The 25,210-nt window shown below is 65.3% G+C and carries 20 protein-coding genes and 2 pseudogenes (1 of these 22 only partly in view); 9 read left to right on the top strand and 13 right to left on the bottom strand.

The window, feature by feature from the left end:
• Positions 1-64 precede the first annotated feature (64 nt).
• Genes rpsQ through rpsJ form a run of 11 tightly spaced genes read right to left on the bottom strand, consistent with a single transcriptional unit; the run spans position 65 to position 5,385 of the window.
• Entirely contained in the window at positions 65-355 is a 291-nt protein-coding gene (gene rpsQ, locus AC51GR_RS03860) for a 30S ribosomal protein S17 (protein WP_495514971.1), read from the bottom strand.
• Positions 352-594 (bottom strand): 50S ribosomal protein L29, encoded by a 243-nt coding sequence (rpmC, locus tag AC51GR_RS03855; protein WP_482135418.1) that lies wholly within the window; start codon positions 592-594, stop codon positions 352-354. The genes rpsQ and rpmC overlap by 4 nt, the downstream gene beginning before the upstream one ends.
• The gene (gene rplP / locus AC51GR_RS03850) at positions 594-1,010 is read right to left on the bottom strand and encodes a 50S ribosomal protein L16 (protein ID WP_482135419.1); all 417 of its coding nucleotides are present in this window, start codon (positions 1,008-1,010) and stop codon (positions 594-596) included. The genes rpmC and rplP overlap by 1 nt, the downstream gene beginning before the upstream one ends.
• Before the next feature lie 3 nt (positions 1,011-1,013).
• The gene (gene rpsC / locus AC51GR_RS03845; RefSeq protein WP_495514970.1) at positions 1,014-1,847 is read right to left on the bottom strand and encodes a 30S ribosomal protein S3; all 834 of its coding nucleotides are present in this window, start codon (positions 1,845-1,847) and stop codon (positions 1,014-1,016) included.
• Positions 1,847-2,248, bottom strand: a complete 402-nt coding sequence (rplV, locus tag AC51GR_RS03840; RefSeq protein WP_496323293.1) for a 50S ribosomal protein L22 — start codon at positions 2,246-2,248, stop codon at positions 1,847-1,849. Before rplV ends, rpsC begins: the two co-directional genes overlap by 1 nt.
• A complete protein-coding gene (gene rpsS, locus AC51GR_RS03835) occupies positions 2,249-2,530 on the bottom strand; it encodes a 30S ribosomal protein S19 (protein ID WP_331883974.1) in 282 nt (93 codons plus the stop codon). It abuts the gene before it with no gap.
• A 19-nt stretch (positions 2,531-2,549) separates the two neighbouring features.
• Entirely contained in the window at positions 2,550-3,386 is an 837-nt protein-coding gene (gene rplB / locus AC51GR_RS03830) for a 50S ribosomal protein L2 (protein ID WP_020109931.1), read from the bottom strand.
• A 40-nt stretch (positions 3,387-3,426) separates the two neighbouring features.
• Positions 3,427-3,732, bottom strand: a complete 306-nt coding sequence (gene rplW / locus AC51GR_RS03825; protein ID WP_496323292.1) for a 50S ribosomal protein L23 — start codon at positions 3,730-3,732, stop codon at positions 3,427-3,429.
• 5 nt (positions 3,733-3,737) lie between these two features.
• Positions 3,738-4,409 (bottom strand): 50S ribosomal protein L4, encoded by a 672-nt coding sequence (rplD, locus tag AC51GR_RS03820; RefSeq protein ID WP_496323291.1) that lies wholly within the window; start codon positions 4,407-4,409, stop codon positions 3,738-3,740.
• Complete coding sequence (gene rplC / locus AC51GR_RS03815) at positions 4,409-5,062, bottom strand: 50S ribosomal protein L3 (RefSeq protein WP_028463742.1); 654 nt, start codon at positions 5,060-5,062, stop codon at positions 4,409-4,411. The genes rplD and rplC overlap by 1 nt, the downstream gene beginning before the upstream one ends.
• 17 nt (positions 5,063-5,079) lie before the next feature.
• Positions 5,080-5,385, bottom strand: a complete 306-nt coding sequence (rpsJ, locus tag AC51GR_RS03810) for a 30S ribosomal protein S10 (RefSeq protein WP_003938093.1) — start codon at positions 5,383-5,385, stop codon at positions 5,080-5,082.
• A gap of 560 nt (positions 5,386-5,945) precedes the next feature.
• Between rpsJ and AC51GR_RS03805 the strand changes: the two genes are divergently transcribed.
• The 8 genes and pseudogenes from AC51GR_RS03805 (at position 5,946) to AC51GR_RS03770 (ending at position 13,911) form a co-directional block, all read left to right on the top strand.
• Positions 5,946-6,440 (top strand): hotdog fold domain-containing protein, encoded by a 495-nt coding sequence (locus tag AC51GR_RS03805; protein WP_496323290.1) that lies wholly within the window; start codon positions 5,946-5,948, stop codon positions 6,438-6,440.
• Positions 6,441-6,598: 158 nt separating this feature from the next.
• Positions 6,599-6,982, top strand: a pseudogene (locus tag AC51GR_RS03800) (RrF2 family transcriptional regulator); the annotation flags it as partial.
• A gap of 120 nt (positions 6,983-7,102) precedes the next feature.
• Positions 7,103-8,335, top strand: coding sequence for a globin domain-containing protein (locus AC51GR_RS03795; protein ID WP_496323352.1), 1,233 nt, complete (start codon positions 7,103-7,105; stop codon positions 8,333-8,335).
• A gap of 103 nt (positions 8,336-8,438) precedes the next feature.
• Positions 8,439-9,164, top strand: a complete 726-nt coding sequence (locus tag AC51GR_RS03790) for a GntR family transcriptional regulator (RefSeq protein WP_496323289.1) — start codon at positions 8,439-8,441, stop codon at positions 9,162-9,164.
• A gap of 146 nt (positions 9,165-9,310) precedes the next feature.
• On the top strand, positions 9,311-10,849 hold the full coding sequence (locus AC51GR_RS03785) for an NCS1 family nucleobase:cation symporter-1 (protein WP_496323288.1): 1,539 nt from the start codon (positions 9,311-9,313) through the stop codon (positions 10,847-10,849).
• Positions 10,850-10,945: 96 nt separating this feature from the next.
• Complete coding sequence (locus AC51GR_RS03780) at positions 10,946-11,695, top strand: aspartate/glutamate racemase family protein (RefSeq protein WP_496323287.1); 750 nt, start codon at positions 10,946-10,948, stop codon at positions 11,693-11,695.
• A gap of 144 nt (positions 11,696-11,839) precedes the next feature.
• On the top strand, positions 11,840-12,709 hold the full coding sequence (locus tag AC51GR_RS03775; RefSeq protein ID WP_496323286.1) for a glycosyltransferase family 2 protein: 870 nt from the start codon (positions 11,840-11,842) through the stop codon (positions 12,707-12,709).
• A 284-nt stretch (positions 12,710-12,993) separates the two neighbouring features.
• Positions 12,994-13,911, top strand: coding sequence for an esterase/lipase family protein (locus tag AC51GR_RS03770; RefSeq protein ID WP_496323285.1), 918 nt, complete (start codon positions 12,994-12,996; stop codon positions 13,909-13,911).
• Between the two features lie 90 nt (positions 13,912-14,001).
• Here AC51GR_RS03770 and AC51GR_RS03765 read toward each other — a convergent pair.
• Positions 14,002-14,165, bottom strand: a pseudogene (locus AC51GR_RS03765) (IS481 family transposase); the annotation flags it as partial.
• 99 nt (positions 14,166-14,264) lie between these two features.
• Here AC51GR_RS03765 and AC51GR_RS03760 point away from each other — a divergent pair.
• Positions 14,265-16,028 (top strand): HNH endonuclease signature motif containing protein, encoded by a 1,764-nt coding sequence (locus AC51GR_RS03760; RefSeq protein WP_496323284.1) that lies wholly within the window; start codon positions 14,265-14,267, stop codon positions 16,026-16,028.
• Positions 16,029-16,054: 26 nt separating this feature from the next.
• Here AC51GR_RS03760 and AC51GR_RS03755 read toward each other — a convergent pair whose 3' ends face one another.
• Positions 16,055-25,210, bottom strand: the 3' portion of a protein-coding gene (locus AC51GR_RS03755; protein WP_496323283.1) for a non-ribosomal peptide synthase/polyketide synthase. 24,759 nt of this gene lie beyond the right edge of the window; only the last 9,156 of its 33,915 coding nucleotides appear in the window; its start codon lies off the right edge, out of view; the stop codon is at positions 16,055-16,057.

Here is a 25,210-nt window from a genome sequence, read left to right as displayed (position 1 = left end):
CGACAACACAAATGCGGCCCGTCCCCTTGCAGGGGCGGGCCGCATTTTGTTGAAAACGTTTGGCTTACTTGGCCTTCTCGAGGACCTCAACCAGACGCCAGCGCTTGGTGGCGCTCGTCGGGCGGGTCTCCATCAGGCGAACGCGGTCGCCGATACCGGCGGTCTCGTTCTCATCGTGAGCCTTGACCTTGCTGGTGGTGCGGATGATCTTGCCGTAAAGCGGGTGCTTCACGCGATCTTCCAGCTCGACCACAATGGTCTTCTGCATCTTGTCCGAGACGACGTACCCGATGCGCTCTTTGCGCCGTGCACGGTCCTCGGCGGACGTTTCTGTCACTTCCTGGTCCTTACTCATGCGTCGTCACCGTCCGTTGCTTCGGGTCCGGCGGCCAGGCCCAGCTCACGTTCCCGCATGACCGTGTACACGCGCGCGATTTCGCGACGCACGGTACGCAGCCGGCGGTTGTTGTCGAGCTGACCGGTGGCCATCTGGAACCGAAGGTTGAACAGCTCTTCCTTCGACTCACGCAAACGTTCGACCAGTTCTTCGTCACTGAGCTCGCGGAGCTCGGCGGCGGCGATTCCGATACTCATCAGAACAGCTCCTCCCTGGTCACGATGCGGGTTTTGATCGGGAGCTTGTGCTGCGCGCGGCGCAGGGCCTCGCGAGCAGTCTCCTCACTGGGGTAACTCATCTCGAAGAGGATGCGACCCGGCTTGACCGGGGCGACCCACCACTCGGGAGAACCCTTACCGGAACCCATGCGGGTCTCGGCAGGCTTCTTCGTCAGCGGGCGGTCGGGGAAGATGTTGATCCACACCTTGCCGCCACGCTTGATGTGCCGGTTGATGGCAATACGAGCTGACTCGATCTGACGGTTGGTGATGTACGCGCTCTCCAGAGCCTGGATGCCGTAGTCACCGAACGTCACCTTGGTACCGCCCGAGGCCTGACCTTTCAGGCTGGGGTGGTGCTGCTTGCGGTGCTTGACCCGACGAGGGATCAACATGCCTCAGCCCTCCTGGTTCTCAGCCTGCGCGGGGGCAGGCGTTGTCGCTGGAGCGTCAGCAGCCGCAGAGGTACCGGCGGTAGCCGCGCGCCCTGCTTCGGTGCTGGTCGCGGTGGTGCCCGACGAACCGCTCCGCTTCGGACGTGCGGGCCGACGCGGACGACGGTCTTCGCTCGGAGCAGCGGCCGAGGACAGAGCCTCGCGCTTGCCACCGACGATGTCGCCCTTGTAGATCCACACCTTCACGCCGATACGGCCGAAGGTTGTCTTGGCCTCGTAGAGGCCGTAATCGATGTCAGCGCGCAGGGTGTGCAGCGGCACACGGCCTTCGCGGTAGAACTCGCTACGGCTCATCTCCGCACCGCCGAGGCGACCCGAGCACTGGACCCGGATTCCCTTGACGTTGGGCTGACGCATGGCCGACTGGATGGCCTTACGCATTGCCCGGCGGAATGCCACGCGGTTGCTGAGCTGCTCGGCGACACCCTGTGCCACCAGCTGAGCTTCCGACTCGGCGTTCTTGACCTCGAGGATGTTCAGCTGCACCTGCTTGCCGGACAGCTTCTCCAGGTCGCCACGGATCCGGTCGGCCTCGGCGCCGCGGCGACCGATGACGATGCCCGGACGGGCGGTGTGGATGTCGACGCGAACCCGGTCACGGGTCCGTTCGATCTCCACCTTGGCGATGCCGGCGCGCTCGAGGCCGGTGGCCAGGAGCTTGCGGATGGCAACATCCTCTTTCACGTACTCCGCGTACTGCTTGTCTGCGTACCAGCGGGACTTCCAGTCCGTGGTGATACCGAGACGGAAGCCGTGCGGGTTGATCTTCTGGCCCACTACTGAGCTCCCTTCCGGCGGTTGCGGCTGGTCGCCGCACCCTTGTCGGCGATGCTCTCGACGACGACGGTGATGTGGCTGGTCCGCTTACGGATCCGGAACGCACGCCCTTGGGCACGCGGACGGAAACGCTTCATGGTCGGTCCCTCGTCGGCGAACGCCTGCGACACCACGAGGGTGCGGCGATCGAGATCGAGGTTGTTCTCGGCGTTGGCAACGGCGCTGGCAAGCACCTTCGCCACCGGCTCGCTCGCTGCCTGCGGCGCGAACTGCAGGATGTCGAGCGCCTCGTCCACGTTCTTGCCGCGAACCAGATCGATGACTCGACGCGCCTTCATGGGGGTCACACGCACAAAACGAGCGGTGGCCTTGGCGGTCGGATTGGTTGTTTCAGTACTCATCTACCGACGCTTCGCTTTCCGGTCGTCTTTGATGTGTCCCTTGAAGGTGCGCGTCGGCGCGAACTCGCCGAGCTTGTGACCGACCATCGAATCCGAGACGAACACCGGTACGTGCTTGCGACCGTCGTGGACGGCGAAAGTGTGTCCGATGAAGTCCGGAATGATGGTGGACCGACGGGACCAGGTCTTGATGACCTGCTTGGTGCCCTTTTCGTTCTGAACATCGACCTTGCCCAACAGGTGGTCGTCGACGAACGGGCCTTTCTTGAGGCTGCGTGGCATTCTCTAACTCCCTCCTGGGTTATCGCTTGTTCTTGCCGGTGCGGCGGCGGCGGACGATGAGCTTGTCGCTCGGCTTGTTCTTGCGGGTGCGGCCCTCGGGCTTGCCCCACGGGCTGACCGGGTGGCGACCACCTGAGGTCTTGCCCTCGCCACCACCGTGCGGGTGGTCGACCGGGTTCATGACGACACCACGGACAGTCGGGCGCTTGCCCTTCCAGCGCATGCGGCCGGCCTTGCCCCAGTTGATGTTGCTCTGCTCGGCGTTGCCCACCTCGCCGACGGTTGCGCGGCAGCGCACGTCGACTCGACGGATTTCACCGGAAGGCAGACGCACGGTGGCGTAGGCGCCTTCCTTACCGAGCAGCTGCGCGCCGGCCCCGGCGGAACGGACCAACTTGGCTCCGCCACCCGGACGCAGCTCCACAGCGTGGATCTGGGTACCGGTCGGGATGTTGCGCAACGGCAGGTTGTTGCCCGGCTTGATGTCGGCGGTCGGACCGCTCTCCACCACGTCGAACTGCTTCAGGCCCTTGGGCGCGATGATGTAACGCTTTTCGCCATCGACGAAATGCAGCAACGCGATCCGCGCAGTGCGGTTGGGGTCGTACTCGATGTGAGCGACCTTGGCGTTGATGCCGTCTTTGTCGTTGCGACGAAAGTCGATGAGACGGTAGGCCCGCTTGTGGCCACCACCCCGGTGACGGGTCGTGATCCGACCGTGCGCGTTACGTCCACCGGTGCTGTGCAACGGACGGACGAGTGACTTTTCCGGGGTGCTGCGAGTCACCTCGGCGAAGTCTGCGCCAGACGAGCCACGACGACCGGGGGTCGTCGGCTTGTACTTACGAATTGCCATGAGTCTTCTTGTCCTCTACTTCTTCTGAGTCCGACCGGCGTCAGCCGACCGGGCCTCCGAAGATCTCGATGGGCTTACTGTCAGCGGCCAGGGTCACGATCGCGCGCTTGGTGTCCTTGCGCTTGCCGTAGCCGTACTTGGTCCGCTTGCGCTTGCCCTGACGGTTGGCGGTGTTAACGCTCGTGACCTGCACGTCGAAGATCTGTTCGATGGCGATCTTGATCTGGGTCTTGTTCGACTCCGGATGCACGAAGAACGTGTACACGTTGTCCTCGATCAGTCCGTAGGACTTCTCGGAGATCACCGGGGCCAGGATGATGTCGCGCGGGTTTGCCTGAACTGTCATGTTCCTCAGGCCTCCTTCTGCTCTTTGTTGGCACCGTCGAGGAACGCACCCAGAGCTTCGCGGCTGAACACAACTTCATCGGCGTCGAGGACGTCGTAGGTGTTCAGCTGATCCGGAGCGATCGGCAGCACGTGCTGCAGGTTCGCAACGCTCTTCCATGCGGCGGTGTCCTCGCGGCCGACCACCAACAGGAACTTCCGGCGATCAGACAACTCTTCGAGGAACAGTCGTGCCGTCTTGGTCGACGGGGTCTGCCCGGCAACCAGTTCGGTGATCACGTGGATGCGCTCGTTGCGTGCCCGGTCGGAGAGGGCTCCGCGCAGGGCGGCTGCCTTCATCTTCTTGGGGGTGCGCTGGCTGTAGTCACGCGGCTGCGGGCCGTGGACGATGCCACCGCCGGCGAACTGAGGGGCGCGGGTCGAGCCCTGACGAGCGCGACCGGTTCCCTTCTGGCGGTAAGGCTTTGCGCCACCACCGCGGACCTCGGCCCGCGTCTTGGTGGAGTGCGTGCCCTGGCGTGCAGCACCCAGCTGGGCGATGACAACCTGATGCAGGAGCGAGATGTTCGCCGGTGCGTCGAAGATCTCGGCGGGCAGCTCGACGGTTCCGTCGGTCTTGCCACCGAAGCTCTTCACGTCGACCGTGCGGGTCTGCTGCTTCTCAGTGTTGACAGTCATTAGCTCGCACCACCCTTCATGGCGTCACGGACGATGACAACCGCGCCCTTGCGACCGGGGATTGCTCCCTTGATCAGCAGCAGGCCCGATTCAGCGTCCACCTTGTGGACCTTCAGGTTCTGGGTGGTGACCTTGTCATTACCCATCCGACCGGCCATCCGCATGCCCTTGAACACGCGACCGGGGGTAGCACAGCCACCGATGGATCCGGGAGAGCGGTGCACGCGGTGCACGCCGTGGCTCGCGCCCAGGCCCTTGAAGCCGTGACGCTTCATGACACCGGCGAAGCCCTTGCCCTTGGAGGTTCCGGTCACGTCGACGAGGGCACCGTCGGCGAAGATCTCCGCCGTCAGTTCCTGTCCGACCGTGTACGGCGAAACGTCATGGACGCGGATCTCGGCAACATGCCGGCGCGGGGTGACCCCGGCCTTGGCAAACTGACCGGCAACCGGCTTGGTGACCTTGCGCGGGTCGATTGCGCCGTAGGCGAGCTGGACGGCGGTGTAGCCGTCGGTCTCCTCGGTGCGGATCTGCGTGACCACGTTGGGTCCCGCCTTGACGACGGTCACCGGGATAACCCGGTTGTCCTCGTCGAATACCTGGGTCATCCCGAGCTTGGTGCCCAGGATTCCCTTCACATTTGTCTGAGTCATCTGATGATTCCCGCCACTCACTGGATGTTGACGTCGACGCTGGCCGGCAGATCGATACGCATCAAGGCGTCAACGGTCTTCGGCGTGGGATCGAGGATGTCGATCAGTCGCTTGTGTGTACGCATCTCGAAGTGCTCGCGCGAGTCCTTGTACTTGTGCGGCGAGCGGATGACGCAATACACGTTCTTTTCGGTAGGCAACGGCACCGGGCCGACCACACGCGCACCCGTACGGGTCACGGTCTCCACGATCTTGCGCGCCGACGCGTCGATCGCCTCGTGGTCATAGGCCTTGAGCCGGATGCGGATCTTTTGTCCCGCCACGCTGTGTCCTCTTCCGTCAATTTCGGCTTCACAGATGAACACCTCGTGGACGCAACTGTCGTCGCATCCCTCGTGACCAATACCTGACGGTGGTGATCGACGCTGTTCATCTGTCATTGTTCAAAACTCGCTTGCACGAGTCGTCGTACTGCGCCCAATCTTGCGGGCCTCCGGTCCACGCACTCGGGTGTGTCGCGGTGGCTACACACACTTATGCGCATGCGCTTACCGCTTGTATCCGACTGCATCTATCTGAACTCGGGTCTATCTTTGCTTGTTGTGCATCACAACGGAAGCTCGAACCAGTTCGCAAGCCGCTTAGTTCGTCCGGTGATGCTCTTCGGTCGACAGGCGCTCTGTCGCTGGTTGGTCGCATAAAGCTTCCAGCCGGGGCATACAGGGCCGCACTGCCAATCAAGGCAACCCGACAAGTATGCAATAGATCCGGCTCAGGACCAAATTCGTCCGGTCAACCTCCTCATGTGCGCCCTGGCATCGGTCCCCACTCCGGCCGAGCACACCGTGCACGACGGATCTTACTGATCGGTAGGATACCGATTATGCCGACCCAGAACGCGCTGACCAGCATCAGCCCCACCTACCGCCTTCGCCAGAAGTTGCCGGCCGGACGTCTGGGCTCAACGCTCTTCTCGGTGGGGATCTGCCTGCGCGTTCCGTACTTCGCGACGATCCTGCCGCACGTGAAGGTCATGAAACCCGGACGATGTGAGGTGACCGCCCCCAAGTGGTACGGCATCCGCAACCATCTGGGCACCTTCCACGCCATCGCGGCCTGCAACCTGGCCGAGACCGCGATGGGGATGCTGATGGAGGCCACCGTCCCCACCACGCACCGCTGGATTCCCAAAGCGATGCACAGTCAGTATCTGAAGAAGGCGACGACCGGACTTCATGCCGTGGCCACCCTGCGCGAGCCCCTCGACTTCGGAACCATCACCGAAGGCCGTGACGTGGTTGTCGACATCGCGATCACCGACACCCACGGCGTCGAAGTGGTCCACTGCGACATCACCACCTGGGTCACCCCGGCGTAACCGACGCCAACCTCTCTGAGTGCGGGCCTGGGTCGAAGGTCCCGGCTCTCGCGGACCTCACCACGTAACCGCAGGTACAAAAACCGCACGTAACAGGGTGTTTGACCGCACAGCGAGAAAATGCGCAGGCAAGGTGCGCAATTACTACGGTCAGTCGTATGCAGCTGACCCGATTCACCGACCTCGGTCTGCGGGCGATGATGTTGCTCGCCGCAGCCGAGGAAGACGGCCGTCGCGTCACCACCGGCGTCATCGCGCACAGCGTTGCCGCATCTGAGAACCACATCGCCAAGGCCGTGTCCCGGCTGGTGGACCTGGGCCTGGTGCACTCCCGGCGGGGCCGGCGCGGCGGGCTGTCGTTGACCGACGCCGGACGCCACGCCTCGGTCGGTCGTCTCGTCCGCGAACTCGAAGGCGACAACGAGGTCGTCGACTGCGCCGGGGACCACCCCTGCCCACTCCTGCCCGCGTGCCGGCTGCGGCGTGCGCTCGCCGATGCCAAGGAAGCGTTCTACGCCGCCCTCGACGAGCACGTCGTCAGCGATCTGGTCAAGGGCACGCAGATACCGCTCCTGCCCCTTCCCCGGCTCCCCCTCATTTCAGACGAACAACTGTTGTCACCCCCCCGAGAGGACACATCCATGACCACTGCCCCCGCGCCCATGCCCGAACGGCTGACCGCAACCCGAGCAGAGACCCTCGAACCGCATCACGCGGAGATGATCGCCGCGACGCTGCCACTGGTCGGCGCGAACATCGACGCCATCACCACCGAGTTCTACCGGCGCATGTTCGCCGATCACCCCGAACTGCTCCGCAACCTGTTCAACCGGTCCAATCAGGCCCAGGGCAGCCAGCAACGTGCACTGGCCGCATCCATTGCGACCTACGCGACGCACCTCATCGATCCGGCGTTGGAGGATCCCGCGGAACTTCTCGGCCGGATCGGCCACAAGCACGCATCGCTCGGGGTCACGGCCGATCAGTACCCGCTGGTTCACACCCATCTGTTCGCCGCCATCGTCGAGGTCCTCGGCGCCGACACCGTCACCGCCGACGTCGCGGCCGCCTGGGACCGGGTCTACTGGTTGATGGCGAACACCCTGATCGATCTCGAACGCCGTCTCTATGCGGACGCTGCGGTCGAAGCCGGTGACGTCTTCCGTCGGGCGCGGGTCACCGCGAGGGCACACGACCCCTCGGGAGCCGTGGTGCTCACCGTGGCCGCCGTGTCCGGATCATTCCCGGAGTTCATGCCGGGACAGTACGTTTCGGTCGGTACGACGCTCCCCGACGGCGCCCGGCAGATCCGCCAGTACAGCCTGATCAACACTCCCGGGTCCGGCAAGCTCACGTTCGCCATCCGGCCGGTGGCCGCGACCACCGACTCCCCGGCCGGCGAGGTGTCGACGCACATCGCCGAACATGTCGTGGTCGGTGACCTGCTGGACGTCAGCATCCCCTTCGGTGATCTGCCCGTGGACAGTCTCGGTACGCAACCACTGGTGCTGATCTCCGCGGGCATCGGGATCACGCCCATGGTCGGCATCCTCGAACACCTCGCGGAGCACGCCCCGGGTTCACGGGTACACGCATTGCACGCCGACAAGTCGCCCGACGCGCATCCGCTTCGACAGCGCCAGCGCGAACTGATCGATGAACTCGCCGGTGGCCGCCTCGACGTCTGGTACGAGACCCGGGCTTCGGACGAGCCGTCGATCCATCACGGTCTGATGCAGGTCGACGACATCAAGTTCGACGAGGACGCCGAGTTCTATCTCTGCGGTAACAACGGATTCGTCCAAGCGGTCCGTGGCCAGTTACTCGGACGAGGTGTGACGCCGAGCCGGGTGCACTGCGAACTCTTCTCACCCAACGACTGGCTTCTGGGCTGACCGGCCCCGGTCGGGGCGGGCACGTTCGAGAAGCCAAGCGCGTCATCGGCGCTTAGAATCCACCGATACCCCCCGCCCCGACCGTCCACCCGCAGAGGCCGCCTTGCCATCACAACCACCGATACGTCCGCTGATCAGCTATCTGAACGGCGAACTCGCGGGCAACGCACAGGCCAGTGTCTTCGATGAACTGCGCCGCGTCATCCTCGACGGCAGCGCCGCCCCCGGGTCGGCGATCCCGGTGGGAAGTGTCGCCGAATTGTTCGGCGTGAGCGCCATACCGGTGCGAGAAGCACTGAAAACGCTTGTCGGCGAGGGCTTGGTCGTCCACCGGACCGGCGGTGGCTACTTCGTCGCGCAGCTGACGCTGACCGAACTCCGCGAGATCTACTTCGTCCGTGGCGTGCTCGAACAGGCCGCTCTGACCCGGGCCTGCGCGGTGGCCACCGAGGCCGACCTCGACCGCGCCCGCGCCGAACACAAAGCGCTGCAGGAGGCCACCATTGCCGGCGACCGCAAGGCCTATCACGTGCATTCCCGCCGTTTCCACCAGGCGCTGGTCGGCCCCTGCGGAATGCACCGGCTCCTCAACATGTTCGACTCCACCTGGGACATCACCGAACCTTTCCAGGTGATGCAGCGGGCCACCGGACCCACGCAGCTCCAGCTGCACGGCGACCACGAGAAGATGATCGGTGCCATGGCCCGGCGCGATGCGACCGAGCTCGTCGCCGTTGCGCAAGAACACCATCGCCGCCTCGAATCGGTGATCATCGAAACCGCCGCCGAACTGAACGTGGCCGTCGAAGAATCCGCACCGAGCGCATAGCCCCCGCAGAATATATCGATTTCCCTGGGCCGGACCCGCACCAATTGTCACGTACGTAATCCGCGGGAAATATCGCGATCTTAAGTTTTTCTCAGCCCCACTCCGAGCCCGAATCCAGGTTCCGTTCCGACGCTGAAGGAAAGCCCATGACCGATGTTCAATCCCCAGACTCAGAGGTCCCGACAAGTCACCACAACGCCGCCGGCGAGAGCGTCATCAAGCTCAGCTACGACCAGCGGCTGACCAACGAGGATCTGGCTCCGCTTCGGAACCAGACCTGGACCTGGTACAACATCTTCGCGTTCTGGATGTCGGACGTGCACAGCGTCGGCGGATACGTGTTCGCGGGCAGCCTGTTCGCCCTCGGCATCGCCGCCTGGCAGGTTCTGGTCGCACTCGTCGTCGGCATCGTGATCGTCAACGTGCTGTGCAACCTGGTGGCCAAACCCTCTCAGCAGGCCGGCGTGCCCTATCCGGTCACCACCCGCATCGCCTTCGGTGTCCGCGGGGCCAATGTTCCCGCCATCATTCGCGGCCTCATCGCCGTGGCGTGGTACGGCATCCAAACATACCTGGCCTCAGTGGCTTTCGGATTGCTGGCCCTCAAGTTCTGGCCGTCGCTCGACAAGTACAGCGAAAGTGGTGACATGTCCTTCCTCGGGCTCTCACCACTGGGCTGGGCCGGCTTCATGCTCATGTGGGTACTGCAGGCCGTGGTCTTCTGGAACGGCATGGAGACGATCCGCAAGTTCATCGACTTCTGCGGTCCCGCGGTCTACGTCGTCATGGTCATCCTCGCGGGCTATCTGATCTGGAAGGCCGGCTGGGACAACGTCAGCTTCGATCTGTCGGTGGGTGAATCGAAGACCGGCTGGGCGTCGATCACCGCACTCATCTCGGCGATAGCCCTTGTGGTGTCGTACTTCTCGGGTCCGATGCTCAACTTCGGCGACTTCTCGCGGTACGGAAAGTCGTTCAGCGAGGTCAAGAAGGGCAACTTCTGGGGCCTGCCGGTGAACTTCCTGTTCTTCTCGATCCTGGTGGTGTGCACGGTTTCTGCCGGTGCCACCGTGATCGGCAAGGACGACGCGGGCAACATCATCACCGACCCGGTCCACATCGTGGACAAGATCGACAACACCACTGCCGCAGTGCTCGGTGTGCTCACCTTTGCCATCGCGACCATCGGCATCAACATCGTGGCCAACTTCGTCTCCCCCGCATTCGACTTCTCGAATGTGGCACCGACCAAGATCACCTGGCGCACCGGCGGCATGATCGCCGCAGTCGGATCGATCCTCATCACGCCGTGGAATCTCTACAACAATCCCGACGCGATCCACTACACGCTGGACACCCTCGGTGCGGTGATCGGACCCCTGTTCGGCATCCTGATCGCCGACTTCTACCTCATCAAGAAGCAGAAGATCGACGTCGATGATCTGTTCACGATGGATGAGAACTCGCAGTACTACTTCCGCGGGGGCGTCAACCCGGTGGCGGTCTTCGCCACGGTCATCGCCGCGCTCGTCCCGATCGGTGTGGTCATCTGGGGTACCGCGTACCAGGCAAGTTTCACGTGGTTCATCGGTGCCGCGATCGGATTCGTCCTGTACATGGTGGGCATGAAGTACCTGCCGCAACATCTGATCTATGGGACCCGTCCGGCACCCATCGAGGCCTGACAACCCCGATGATGTGGCCTTTTGGCGGCCGCGACCTGCGGTTTTGTTCGCCAAAAGGCCACATCATCGGTGAGCACATTTCGATCAGGAGAAGTTATGCGCATCTGCGCCATCAACCCGAACACCACTGCGTCGATGACCGACCGGATCGCGGTCGCCGCCCGTTCGGTGGCCGGACCTGACACCGACATCGTGGCGGTCACCTCCGCCATGGGGCCCGCCTCGATCGAATCGCATTACGACGAGGCCCTCGCGGTGCCGGGGTTGCTCGACGCGATCCTCACCTCGCAGCGCAGCGAGAGCCCCGCGGACGCATACCTACTCGCCTGCTTCGGGGACCCCGGTCTCGATGCCGCCCGCGAGATCGCGCCCGTCCCGGTCATCGGTATCGCCGAGGCCGCCATGCACACCGCATCCCTGCTCGGTCGCAGGTTCTCGGTTGTCACCACCCTGTCCAGGACCATCGGACGGGCCGAAGAACTCGCCGAGCGCTACGGGATGGCGAAGCACTGCCGGGGATTTCATGCGTGCGAGGTCCCGGTCCTGGAACTCGAGACGAACCCGGACACCGCGGCGATCCTCATCGAGGCGTGCGGATCCGCCGCGGAATCCGACGGCTCCGACGCCATCGTGCTCGGATGCGCCGGCATGGCCGACCTGGCTCAGACCATCAGCACGAAGATCGGTCTACCGGTGATCGACGGCGTTGCCGCCGGGACCGTGTTGTTGCAGTCGCTGATCACCCTCGGGATGGCGCCGTCGGGGACCGGAGAGTTGGCGCCACCGGGGCCCAAGAACTACGCGGGCCTCCTGACCCGCTTCGGCGTCCCCGGCGCGGGGATCTGATTCGCCGCCCGGTCTCGATAACCGGCCGTCGACGAAATCCAATTGCCGTCGACAATTCAGGATAAAACGTCTCTACCTGAGCAAATCCGGAAATATCGACCTTGAATTTCAATTGCCCAACCGGTGCGCGCATAATCGGTTGGGATGAATAGACCAACATTGTCACTGGTAATACCCGCCTACAACGAAGCCGAGACCATCGGCTGGTTGTTGAGTTCGCTGGAGACCGAACTCGACGAGCTCGACGAAATCATCGTTGTCGACAACAACTCGACCGATGACACCGCGGCAATCGCCGCCTCGTTTTGCGAGCGGATCCCCCGATTACGGCTCGTCAAGGAGACGAAGCGGGGTGTCATCGCGGCCCGGAACGCCGGATTCGATGCTGTCCGCAGCGACATCATCGGGCGCCTCGACGCCGATACGCGCGCCAAGCCCGGCTGGGCGGCCGCCGTCCGCGACTTCTTCGCCACGGCCGATCCCACCATCGGGGCCGGCACCGGTTTCTTCGACCAATACGACATGCCATTGCAATGGATTCATCGCCGCCTGGTCACCGTGGCGATGTCGAACGCCGACCGCAACGGTGGAGATGTCTCGTCGCTCTTCGGTGCGAACATGGCGATCCGCCGACAGACCTGGGAGAAGATCCGGCCGAACCTGCTCGAGCAGGACGGGATCTTCGACGATCTCGACATCACCCTGTGCACCAAGGAGTCCGGTCAGCGCAGCGTGTTCATCCCGAACATGGAAATCTCTGCGTCCGGACGTCGCATGCTCTCGGACACCGAGGTCTACCGCCAGTTCACCGCGTACATGCCGGCGACCCTGCAGGCCCGCGGCATGCCGGAGGCGGCCAAGCGTTCCTGGGCGAACGTACGCACGATGCGCCTACTGCACCGGATCTTCTGGGTGCCCGTGCGGGCCTGGGATCCCGTCAAGCGCCGGTATTCGCCCCGCCTGCTCTTCTCCGAGCGCCAACAGCGCGTTCTGCCGTACGGGACCGCCGGCTGAGCCGGAGTCGGTCTCGTTCGTCGACGCAGGACGACGCCATCGGCCCCGGCCGGAGCCGAGAAACATGTCAATTGGACAACGGTTTCACCGGGGACGGGCGAAAAAGATTGACAGTAGAAATTCAGTGGACGCCTGTACCCGGAGAAACCCAAAATTCGCACGCAGAGAATACACGACAGTAAATCTGCGACGCAGCTGGTGACAATCGAGAATGCGCGGCATGCGACCATGAATTACCGGGACTAACTAACCCGAAGTCGAATCGCAGCAGGAGGTTGCAGATAATGCCTGATTGGCGTCGCCGGGCCGGCGGATCAATTGTTACGGCGCTGCTCGTTGCCGGCACCTGCCTCGGATTGGCGGCACCCGCCCAGGCCGCACCGGTCCAATCACCGCCGGGCGCCAACGACGACTCGTGCGTTCCGTCCGCCGAGCACCCTCGTCCGGTTGTTCTCGTCCACGGCACGTGGGCCGACATGAGCACCACCTGGCAGGCCCTGTCCCCCGCCCTGAAAAGCGAGGGTTACTGCGTCTACGCCCTGAACTACGGTGCGGGTGTCCCGGGATCGGGCCAGAACCTGCTCGACCTGGTCGGCGGCGACTCCGTCGTCCGGTCCGCACAGACGCTGGCCGAGTTCGTCACGCAGGTCCGGCGGCAGACCGGCGCCGCCCAGGTCGATCTGATCGGCCATTCTCAAGGCGCCCTGGTGGCACGCGAGTACCTGAAGAACGCGGGCGGCACCAACAACGACGATCCGGCACAGAACGCGGTGCACACGCTCATCAGCCTGGCCGGCACCAACCAGGGCACCAGTTTCCATCTGAACCAGGGACTCGGCGCCATCGCGCAATCGCTCGGGATCCCGGTGATCGAACTGTTCAATGCCGCAGTCGGTCCCTCGTATGTCGAGCAGATGGCGGGATCACCGTTCCTCGGCGACCTGAATGAAGGTGGCGACACCCGGCCCGGCGTCGAGTACGTCGCCATCGCGACGCGCGACGACATGATGGTCACACCGGCCGAGAACGCTTTCCTCGTCCCCTCCCCCGGCCACACGGTGCGCAATGTCTGGGTCCAGGACGGCTGCGCCGCAGCGAAAGTCGACCACATGCAGGTCACCAGCGATCCCCGCGCGATGTGGCTCACGCTCGACGCGTTGGATCCGGGATACGGCGCAACACATCCCGCCCCCTGCCCCTGAGCGATGACGTGATCGCTGCAACCGAATTCGGTGTCATACCAGTGATGTATCGGGACATCGGCGACAGTTCTGCATCAAGACATTGGTGACAGTTACTGTGAATTCGTTGGCATCGAGTTGCCAGCATGCGTTCGGCGCCGGATCGACAAACCGCCGCCACGCGGCCAGGGCTTTTTCTTGGGCTCGAGGCGGGCAACGCCGGCTTGGCGAAAGATCCGCGCCAGCGATGCCGTGGACGGATCTGGTCCAATCCCATCGCGCGCAGAAGTGTTACCGATGGCCTGAGACAGAACTGTCACCGATGTCCTGAGACTTCAAATTGTCTGTCGTACCCCCCGCCTAGAATCAAATGTATGTTCGAGGGGGAGATCGAAGATGCAGGTGGGGACGATGAAATCGGTCCTGTCGAGTCGCTGGGTGTCAACGAGTTGTTGCGTAACACCGAGCTCGCGATGGCCCAGCAGTCGCGGATGGAGTGGGAACGGTACGCCGCTGCGGCGATGCTGCACCGACATCTCGTCGAGCCGACCGCCGGGTCTGAGGCGGAGATGCGCGCCCTTGATCCGTTCGCGCAGTGTGCGGCGAGATTATCTGCCGCACAGGGCCTGACGCAGCGGACTGCGGAGTTGCAGATCAATCGCGGGGTGGCGTTGCGCGATCGCTTGCCTGCGGTCAATGCGTTGCTGAAGGCCGGCCGGATCGCCGCGCACCATATTCCGGACATCATCGCCCGCACCGAGTTGATCGAGGGCTCAGCCCATATGGCCGATATCGATCGGGGGATCGCCGAGGCGCTGGGTCGGCGGGGGTCGTGGTCGAAGGGCCGGATGCGAGACATGGTCGATACCATCATCTTTCGCCGCGACCCCGACCTGGTGCGCAGTAACCGGGAAGACGCGAAAAACAACCGTGGGGTGTGGGCCAACAACGCCGACCACGGGATGGCCGTGATGGACGCACACGGCAGCGCCGAAGAGATGACCATGATCATGGCCCGCCTGGAAAAACTGGCCATGTCCACCTGCAAAGCTGACCCACGCCGCAAAGCCGACCGGATGTCCGATGCCCTGTTCGCCACGGTGATGGCCCGCGAGTTCTACTGCCAGTGCCCGAATGACCCCAAACATCCGTGCACCGCCGAGATCGTCACGATGCCTGCCGGACAGGTCATCTCCGGCGTGGACGTAAAGATCGTGCTGCATGTGATCGCCGACCAAGCCACCCTCGACGGTCGCGCCGAGAATCCAGGCTTCATGGACGGCCATGGCGTCGTCTCCGGCGACCATGTTCGCGATATCGCCAAACGACCAGAGACCGTGCAGCGGCCCATGGGCAACACGACCACGCCCACCACATCTGCCGAACCTGAACACGCAGAACCGGAACCCGCACAGCCACAACCACATCCGGACCCTCAGCCCCAGCCTGCCTCGGAGCCCCAGCCTGCGCCGACACCTCGGCCGGACGATGATCCAGATGCCACACCGAATAGGCAAAACGTCTACATGCGGGCTCCAGCGGACATGACCGAAGCGCCATTCCCGCACGTGGTACCGATGCCGGCCACCCAACCCGGTGACCAGTACCGGCCCTCGGTCGTCCTGGACACCTACCTCCGGATCCGGGACATCTACTGCATGTGGCCCGGCTGTGAACACAAAGCCTGGGGCGCCGACCTCGACCACACCCGCGAGTACAACCACAACGACCCCGAGAACGGTGGCTGCACCCATCCCTCAGAGATGAAGACACTGTGCCGGTTTCACCATCTACTCAAGACGTACAGCGACTGGCTCGACGATCAATACCCCGACCCAGAGACCGGACAGCCCCGACTGATCTTCACCACACCCGAACACCGCAACTACCACGGCCCGGGATGGACCGGCGACGACCTGTTCCCAACATTGCGGTTGATCGTCTTCGACAACCAACGCGGCTCACCGAACCGGCCACCGCCGGGACCACCGTCAAGAAGTAAACCGCGCACCGCTGCCAAACACGCACGCCGCCAACAAGAACGACTACTCAACCGCCGACAACGTGGATGCGAAGAGCAGCGCGCACGGACAGCCCGCGAAGAGCGAGGAAGGAACAGCCCACCACCGAGCTATTAGGTGTCCTTCCCCGCGCGGAAGTCTGCTCAGCGCGCGGCGCGCTCGGCCAATGCCCGCAGCGCCAACATCCAGTGCTGGATCAACTCGTCGAGATCGTCGCGGTCCATGACATCCGGCAGATACGTCACGTACGCCCGGACCACGGTCCCGTCTGGGCCGGCGGTGGCCATCGACTGGATGTCGATTTCGGCCTGTGCCGGCATCCGGTTGCCGCGCGCGATCACCTCGGCATCATCGCTGCTGCCCAGATCCGGCCCGTTCACATCGGGGAACCACGGCGCACGAGCGACCTCGGCAGGCACATCGCGGCCGGGGATCGTCCCGATGTAGTTGAAGACGATCTGCGGGTCGGCGAACCCTGAGAGGGCCTGGGCGCCTTCGGCATCGAGATAACGCAGCATTCCGTAGCCGATCCCGCGCTCCGGGTTGGCCGCCATGGCCTCCTGGGTGCGGGCGAGTACGTCGTCGGCGACCTCTGTCCGGGCGTACAGCTCCTCGATGTCGATGCCGTCGAGGTCGATCCGGGTCGGGAACATCGACGTGAACCAGCCGACGGTCCGCGAGAGATCGGCGCCCGGCACAACCGCTTCCTGCCGGCCGTGACCCTCGAGTGTGAGCAGGGCGTTGTTGATCGCGTAACCACGATCTCGCCGCCACCCGACAACCGCTGCCGCGAGTCCGGCGACCAACTGGTCGGCCACCGTGACATCGCCGCCCGCCGCGGCCGACAGCGGCTCGACGATCTCGGCCGGGATCTCGACCTCCATGCGGCTTTGCAGGTCCACCCGGTCGCGGGTGACGTCAAGGCGGCGCGCACCCAGAGCCGGGTCCTGTCCGCCGAGCACCGCCGACCAGTGGTCGATCTCGTCGCGGCGAGACGCGGCCCGGGCGTGCTGCGCAACGGACCACTCTGTCCAGGTGGTACCGGCATCCGGTAGGTCCACCGCTCCACCGGCGGAGATCTGCGAACCCGCAGTTGCGATGTCGGCGACCAGGATCCGCCACGACACCGCGTCGACAACCAGGTGGTGGGCCACGATGAGCAACCGGCCGCTACGGTCCGGGCCGGCGTCCAGCCACACGAACTGCAGCATGACCCCGCCCTCGGGATCCACCCGATCGACACCGTCGAACAGCGCATCACGCAGCGCGGATTGGTATCCCGGTTCTCCCGGACGTGCATCGGCGGCCAGTTCCGTACGGGACAGCAGCGACCTGACGTCGAGGCCACCGGCAGGCGCGATCACCAGAGTGCGTTCGTGGCTGTCCAGCCGCGAGCGGAGCACGTCGTGCTGATCGGTCACCGCGGCCATCGTCGCGACGATGTCGTCTTCGGTCACACCCACGGGCAGATTGACCACCATCGGCATCACGAACCGGCGGTGGTCGCCGCCGCGTTCGATCATCTTCACGGCAACCGGACTCAACGGTGCGACACGGGCTTGGGCGGCAACATCTCCCGGTATCTCGTCGACGGTTTCTGTTGCCGTCGTCGTCGATGCGGCCGCGGCCAGTGCGGCGACCGTGCGCAACTCCAGCACGTCCCGGGCCGTGAACCTCAGGCCGGCACCGCGCGCCCGGCTGACCAGTTGCATCGCCATGATGCTGTCGCCACCGAGCTCGAAGAACGAGTCATCGGTTCCGACCTCGTCGGCTCCGACGACCTCGGCGACGATCTGACAGAGCAGCCGTTCGTTCTCGGTCTCCGGGGCCCGTCCGGCCGTCGTGGAGGTGTCGGTGGCGGGCAACGGCAATTCGCGGCGGGCGATCTTGCCGGATCGTCCACGCGGGAACTCGTCGAGCACCACGATCGTCTCGGGCACCATGTACGAGGCCAACATTCGCGAAGCGTGTTCGCGGATGGCGGCCGGGTCGACATCGTGTCCGGCACGCCTGCTGACGTATCCGACCAGCCGCTGGCGGCTTCCGTCGGTGTGCACGACCGCGGCGGCCTGCTCGACCGTGTCATGGCCGGCCAACACGGTTTCGATCTCTTCGAGTTCGATCCGCAGGCCGCGTACCTTCACCTGGAAATCGACACGGCCGACGTACTCGAGGGTGCCGTCGGGTAGCCGCCGCACGCGGTCGCCGGTCCGGTACATCACCGAACCTGCCGGACCGTGGACCGCCGGCACAAACCGCTGCGCGGTCAGATCCGGCCGGCCGAGGTATCCGCGGGCGAGCTGCTGCCCCGAAAGGTAGAGCTCACCAACGGCTCCGGCCACACAGGGACGCAACCAGCGATCGAGCACCACGGTCTGGGTGTTCCACACCGGCGCCCCGATCGGGGTGATGTCGGCCCCGGCCATCGACGTGTCCGGCCCGGTGGCACCGGTCGCCACAACCTGCGATGTGGCATCGACGGTGACCTCGGTGGGCCCGTACAGGTTCACCACCTGCGTATCGGCCAGTGCGGCAACGTGTGCGGCGAGTGATCGCGGCAACGCCTCGCCGCCACTGAACACCAGTCGCAGTGTCGAGGCGGTCTTGGACGTGGCCAGCTGCGCGAAGACGGCGAGCACCGACGGCACGAACTGCACGATCGTCACCTGATGGCGCGCGACCAGTGCGACGAGTTCGTCGACATCCCGATGCGCCTGCGGTGGGGCCACGATCGTGCGGGCACCCACCAGTGCCGGCGCGAACAACTCCCACACCGAGGCGTCGAAGGTGAACGGCGTCTTGTACAGCACGACGTCGTCGGCCGAGAAGCCGTGTTCGGTTGCCATCCAGCGCAATTGGTTGACCAATGCCCGCTGGGTGATCTGGACGCCCTTGGGGCGGCCGGTGGACCCGGACGTGAACAGGACGTACGCAAGCGATTCCGGATGGATGCGCCCGCGCCGCTCGGTGTCCCGGAGCGCACTGGCATCTGCCGGTTGCAGGTCGCGTGCCGTCAGGTCCACGCAGAGAACGCCGGGCAGTGCCGATCGCAGGCGGCCGAGCAGATCGGCACTTGCGACGACGCAGCGTACGCCGGCATCGCTGACCATGGTTCGCAACCGTTCGTCCGGTCCCTCGATGTCCAGCGGCAGGTACGCGCCGCCGGCCTTGAGGATCCCGTAGACCGTCGCGACCTGTTCGAGTCCGCGCTGCATCGCGACGCCGACGATGGAGTCGGGGCCGATGCCCTGTGCGATCAGGGCCCGGGCCCGCCGGTTCGTCAGCGCGTCGAACTCGGCAAAGGTCAGTGCGGTGGTGTTGTCCCCGAACGCGATTGCCTGCGGCGTGGCGGCCACCCGATCGGCGAACAGCTGCATCGCGGTGCGATCGGGAATCTGGCGATCGGTGGCGTTCCAGGTCTGCAATTGCGCAGCCACTTCGTCCCGGTCGAGCAGGTCGAGCTCCCGCACCGGCGTCCAGCTCGCCTGTGCGATGGTGTCGAGCACCCGCACGATCCGCTCGGCGAGTGTCTGCGCCCGGTCGCCGGAGATCAGGGCCGGGACGTACTTCAGGGTGAGCGACAGATCCGGATCCGCCTGCGCCAGAAGGGTCACCGGATAGTGCGAGGCGTCATTGATCTGTGCTCCGGCGATGAACATGCCGTCGATGCCCGACTCACCCTGCTGACGGGTCCGGTCCACCGGATAGGACTCGAAGACCGTCAGGGTGTCGAAGAGCACCGGCAGGCCCGCGGAACGCTGGATGGTTGGCAGACCGACATGGTGGGCGTCGAGCAGACCGGCCTGCTCGGACTGGATCCGTTCGAGCAGTCCGATGATCGTCTCGCGTTCGCCCAGCCTGATCCGCACCGGAATGGTGTTGATGAACAGACCGAGAATCGATTCCACACCGGTCACCTCTGGCGGGCGGCCGGAGACCGTCGCACCGAAGACCACGTCGTCGCTACCCAACGTGCGTGCGAGCACGATGCCCCAGGCCGCCTGCACGAGCGTGTTCATCGTCAGACCGCGCTCTCGCGAGAGATCGGCCAGAGCACTCGACGTGCGTCCACCGATGTCCAACGCCATCTCGGTCGGCACGGTGTCAAGGGCGTCGGTGGAGTCGGCCACGACGCTGTCCCCGACCAGCAGGGTCGGCGAGTCCAGCCCGTCGAGCGCCTGCTGCCACGACGAGATCGCCGCCGAGGCATCACGCGCTGCGAGCCAGACCAGGAAGTCACGGTAGGACCGGGTCCGCGGCAGGTGGGTGTCGTCACCGCCGGTGGCGTAGAGGACGAAGAGCTGCTCCATCAGCAGCGGCCCCGACCAGCCGTCGAGCAGGATGTGGTGGTTGGTCAGCGACATCCGGTAGCGCTCAGCGCCATTCTCGTCCGGCCCCATCCGCAGCATCATCACCCGAACCAGCGGTGGTGCCGCCATGTCGAACCGGGCGCTGCGATGTTCGAACAGCAGGCGGTCGGCCTCGCGGTCGGCGGCGGCGGTATCGTCGCCGTACTCCGCGGCCAGATCGATCAGCTGCCACGGAACGTCGACGCCGGCGGCCACGAACTGCACCGGCGAACCGTCGCCGATGTGCCGGAAACCGACCCGCAGGTTGGGGTTTCGGTCGATGAGCGCGCGTACCGCGGTGCGCATCCGCTCGGTGTCCACCGCGCCGGTCAGCTCGAAGACGATCTGGGCGGTGTAGATGTCGGTGTGCTGATCGGCGACCTCGGCATGGAACAGCATGCCCATCTGCAACGGTGAGAGGGACCAGATGTCCTCGATCGCGGCGAAGTCGTTCTCGAGTGCCTCGATCTCGTCCTGTGCGATCCGCACCAACGGCACATCGGACGGGGTCAGGCCGCCCGATGCCGGCGAATCGTCATGTGCCGCCAGGGCAGCCGCGGCCGAGGCCCACAGGTCGCCGAGTTCGCGGACCTCGTCGGGCGCCAGGATCCCACTCGCGTAGGCCAGTGAGGCCGACAGCCGCGGGCCGTCCGGGTGATCAGTCGTCACAGCGTTGATACTGAGCACGGCAGGCGCGACCATGCCGGCGTCCTGGGCACCGCCCAGCGGTCCGCCGTCCTTCGCCCGTTGCCACCCGAAATTGGTTGCTGCATCGGCGTTCTCATCGTGTCCCGCGGCGACCCTACCGAGATAGTTGAACCCGATCTGGGCCCCCCGGTAGTCGGCCATCGCGCGGGTCCGCTCATCCCCGCTGTACGCCAGCAGCCCGAAACCGATACCGGCCTGCGGGACCGCGAGCAACTGTTCCTTGACGGCCTTGATCGCCGCGCCGGCGGCCGGGCCACCGGTGAACGCGTCATCGACGTCGATCCCGGACAGGTCCAGCAACAGCGGATACATCGAGGTGAACCAGCCGACCGTGCGGGAGAGATCGGCGCCGCCGACCGCATCTTCCTCACGACCGTGCCCTTCGAGGTCGATGAGGACCGAACCGGCGTCCGATCCGCGACGAGACCGCCACACCCGCACCGCCATTGCCAGCGCGGTCAGCAGCGCGTCGTTCACACCACCGCGGTAGGTGGCGCTCACGCCGGTGAGCATCGACTCGGTCACCTCGGTGTCGAACTCGAGGTCCAGGCGTTCGATGGTCGAGGCCACATCCCGCTCCGGGTCGATGCGCCGGGCACCGAGCACCGGATCGTCCGACTCGACGATCGTTGTCCAGTAGTCGATCTCGCCACTGTGCTGCGGCGCAGAAGCGGTCAGTGCGGTGGCCCAGGCGCGCAGCGACGTGCCGGTCTCGGCCAGTTGTGGCGTGCCGCCGTTCTCGCTCTGGCCCCAGGCCACGGCGAGGTCGGGCAGCAGGATGCGCCACGACACGCCGTCCACCACCAGGTGGTGGATCAGCACGTAGAGCCGTCCGGTCACATGTGCCGGGCTGTCGGCGGCGGGATCGAACCAGACCACCTGGATCATCGATCCGGTGGCCGGATCCAGACGGGCGATCGCCTCGGCGGCCGCGGCCTGGGCGATCTCGATGAACTCGGGAGTTCCTGGCGCAGCGGTGAATTCGACCCGGGTCAGGACCGATCGCGGATCGACCGAACCGACCTCGCCGATCTCGAGGTGGGCCGATTCCGCACCGGCCTCCACCAGCCGGGACCGCAGGGCGTCGTGCCGGTCGAGCACCGCGCCGACCGCGGCGAGCAACCGGTCCGCACCCGGGTCCGCGGGCAGTGTCAGGAAGCTCGCCTGCGAGAACTCGCGGTACTCACGACGGCTTTCCACCAGCCACCGCATGATCGGGGTCAGCGGCGCAGAACCCACCCCACCACCGGGCAGTTCGTCGAGCATCTGGATCTGCGCGTCGGCCGCGATCCGCGCGACCTGGGCGAGTTCGGCAATGGTCCGCCGGTCGAAGACGTCCCGCGGGGTGAACACGATGCCGGCGGACCGGGCCCGCGACACCAACTGGATCGAGACGATGCTGTCGCCGCCAAGCGCGAAGAAGGAGTCGTCGACGCCGATCCGCTCGGCACCGAGGACCTCTGAGAACAGCTCTGCCAGTCGCTTTTCCATCTCGGTACCCGGCGCCCGGTAGGCGTCCGAATCGGCACCGAAGACCGGTTCGGGCAGGGCCCGGCGATCCAGTTTGCCCGCAGGCGTCAGCGGCACCGAATCCAGCACCGTGATCGACGAAGGCACCATGTGTCCGGGAAGTCGTTCTCCCAGAGCGGCACTGAGTTCTGCGGCGCTCACGTTCCGGCCGGGATGCGGATACACGTATGCCACCAACACCGTCTGGCCGGTGTGCGGATGGCGGTGACCCATGGTCACGGCGAAGCCGACATCGGGATGATCGCCGAGCGCGGCGTCAATCTCACCGAGTTCGATCCGGAAGCCGCGAACCTTCACCTGATGGTCGCTGCGACCGAGGAACTCGAGCTCGAGTCGACCGGAGGACGTCTGCTTCCATCGCACGACGTCACCGGTGCGATACATGCGGGAGCCCGGCTCGCCCAACGGGTCGGCGACGAAACGCCCGGCCGTCAGATCTGGCCTGCCGAGGTAGCCGCGCCCCACGGAAGCACCCGATACGTAGAGTTCACCGGCCACACCCGGCGGCACCGGCTGCAGTCGTGAGTCGGCCACCAGAGCCCGGACACCCGTGACCGGCCCACCGATCGTGACCGGCTTCTCCGGATCCATCTTCTCGGTCGAGGTCGACCAGATCGTCGCCTCCGACGGTCCGTACAGGTTGAACATCGAGCGTCCCGGTGCCCAGCGCCGGACCAGCTCCGGTGGACAGACATCGCCTGCGACAGCGATCATCTCGACACCGTCGAGTCCGTCGACAGGAACCGTGGCCAGGGCCGCAGGTGTCACGAACGCATGGGTCACCCGGTGTTCGGCGAGCAACCTCGCCAGATCGGGTCCACCGAAGATCGTCGACGGCGCGATCACCTGGGTCGAGCCCGACGCGACCGCCATCATGATCTCGAAGATCGAGGCATCAAAGCTCGGGGACGCGAAGTGCAGCACCCGCGACGACCGCGTGAGCTCGAATCGCGGAGCCATCTCGGCGATCAGGTTCGCCAGGCCACGGTGCGTCGTACCGACGCCCTTGGGCCTGCCGGTCGAACCCGACGTGAAGATCACATAGGCCAGGTCGTCGAGCGACACCTGCGCCGCGACCGATTCGCCCGGAGCATCCGCCCCGTCGGTGTCGACGGGTCCGAGTTCCGGTTCGGCCGACAGCGGTAGCCATTGGGTGGACTGCGGGAGCCGGTCGAGTACGTCGCCGGTGGTCAGACCGATCCTCACGTCCGCGTCGACGATCATGTTCTCGATGCGCGCCGCCGGATAGTTGGGGTCGATCGGCAGCACTGCACCACCCGATTTCACGATCGCCCAGAAGGCGGTCATGGACTCGACGGAACGGCCGATCGCCAGCGCCACCGGCGTGCCGGGGGCGACACCGTGTTCGAGCAGGCGCCGGGCCTGCCGGCTCGCAGCCCGATCGAGCTCACGGTAGGTCAATGACGTCTGACCACAGACCAGTGCCGCACCGTCGGGATTGGCGGCCACCGCCTCGTCGAAGATCTCGATCATGGTGCGCGGCGGTACATCCGGAGCCCCGGAGACGGGCGAGAGCGCGGCGCGCTCCTGGATCGCCAGGAGGTCGATGTCCCCCACCCGGACGTCGGGGTTGGCGGCCACGGCCGCCGCGATCGCAGCGAACCGCTGCGCCAGGGCGGCGATCGTCTCGGGATCGAACAGTGCCGTGGCGTAGGTGAAGTGCGCGGACAGACCGGTTGTCCCGGCCTCGTCGACCGTGTCGGCCAGTGTCAGCTGCAGGTCGAACTTGGTTGTGGGAGTGGCCGATTCCAGCGCCGAGACGCGCATGCCCGGCAGTTCGAGCTCGGCCCGCTCATTGTTCTGGAATGCCAGCGCGACCTGGAAGAGCGGTGCGTACGACGTTTCCCGCTCCGGCGCCAGGTGTTCGACCAGTCGCTCGAACGGGATCTCCGTATGGGTGAACGCCGCGATGTCGGTGCTGCGCGTGCGGGCCAGCAGATCGCTGAAGCGCTCACCGGGGTCGACGGGCGTCCGCAACACCAGGGTGTTGACGAACATGCCCACCAGGTCATCGAGTTCGGGTTCACCGCGCCCGGCGATCGCCGTCCCGACAACGACGTCGTCAGTGGTACCGGAACGCGCCAACAGCACGGCCAGAGCGGCGTGGCAGACCATGAACATCGTCGCCCGGTGATCCACTGCCACCCGCTGCAGTCCCTGACGTACCGACGCATCGAGTCCGAACTCGAAGGACGCACCGGCAGTGGACTGCACCGGCGGACGCGGTCGATCAAGCGGCAGGTCGATGACATCGGGGATGCCGTCGAGCTGCTGTGTCCAGTAGTCGAGCTGACGTGCGGCCAGGGATTCGGGATCGGCCTCGTCTCCCAGGACAGCGCGCTGCCACAGGGCGTAGTCGGCGTACTGCACCGGCAACGGGGACCAGTTCGGCTCGCTGCCTGCGGTCCTGGCGGTGTAGGCGACCATGATGTCGCGGGCCAACGGGGCAACCGACGAGCCGTCGCCGCTGATGTGATGGATCACCATCACCAGCACGTGTTCGTCCGCCGCACGCCGCAGTAGCGCGATCCGCACCGGAATCGACTCGGTCACATCGAATCCGACGCCGATCAGCGAACGCAGTCGGGCATGCAGGTCGTTGTCGTCGGCGACCTCGTGGATGTCGAGGGTCACGGCCGACGCGGGCAGGTCGTCGGCGTCGACGATCAGCTGGTGTGGTCCGTGGCCGTC

The organism is Williamsia sp. z71, from assembly GCF_059553375.1.
The sequence above is the reverse complement of the archived record's forward strand: the minus strand, read 5'-3'. Positions and strand labels throughout refer to the sequence as shown.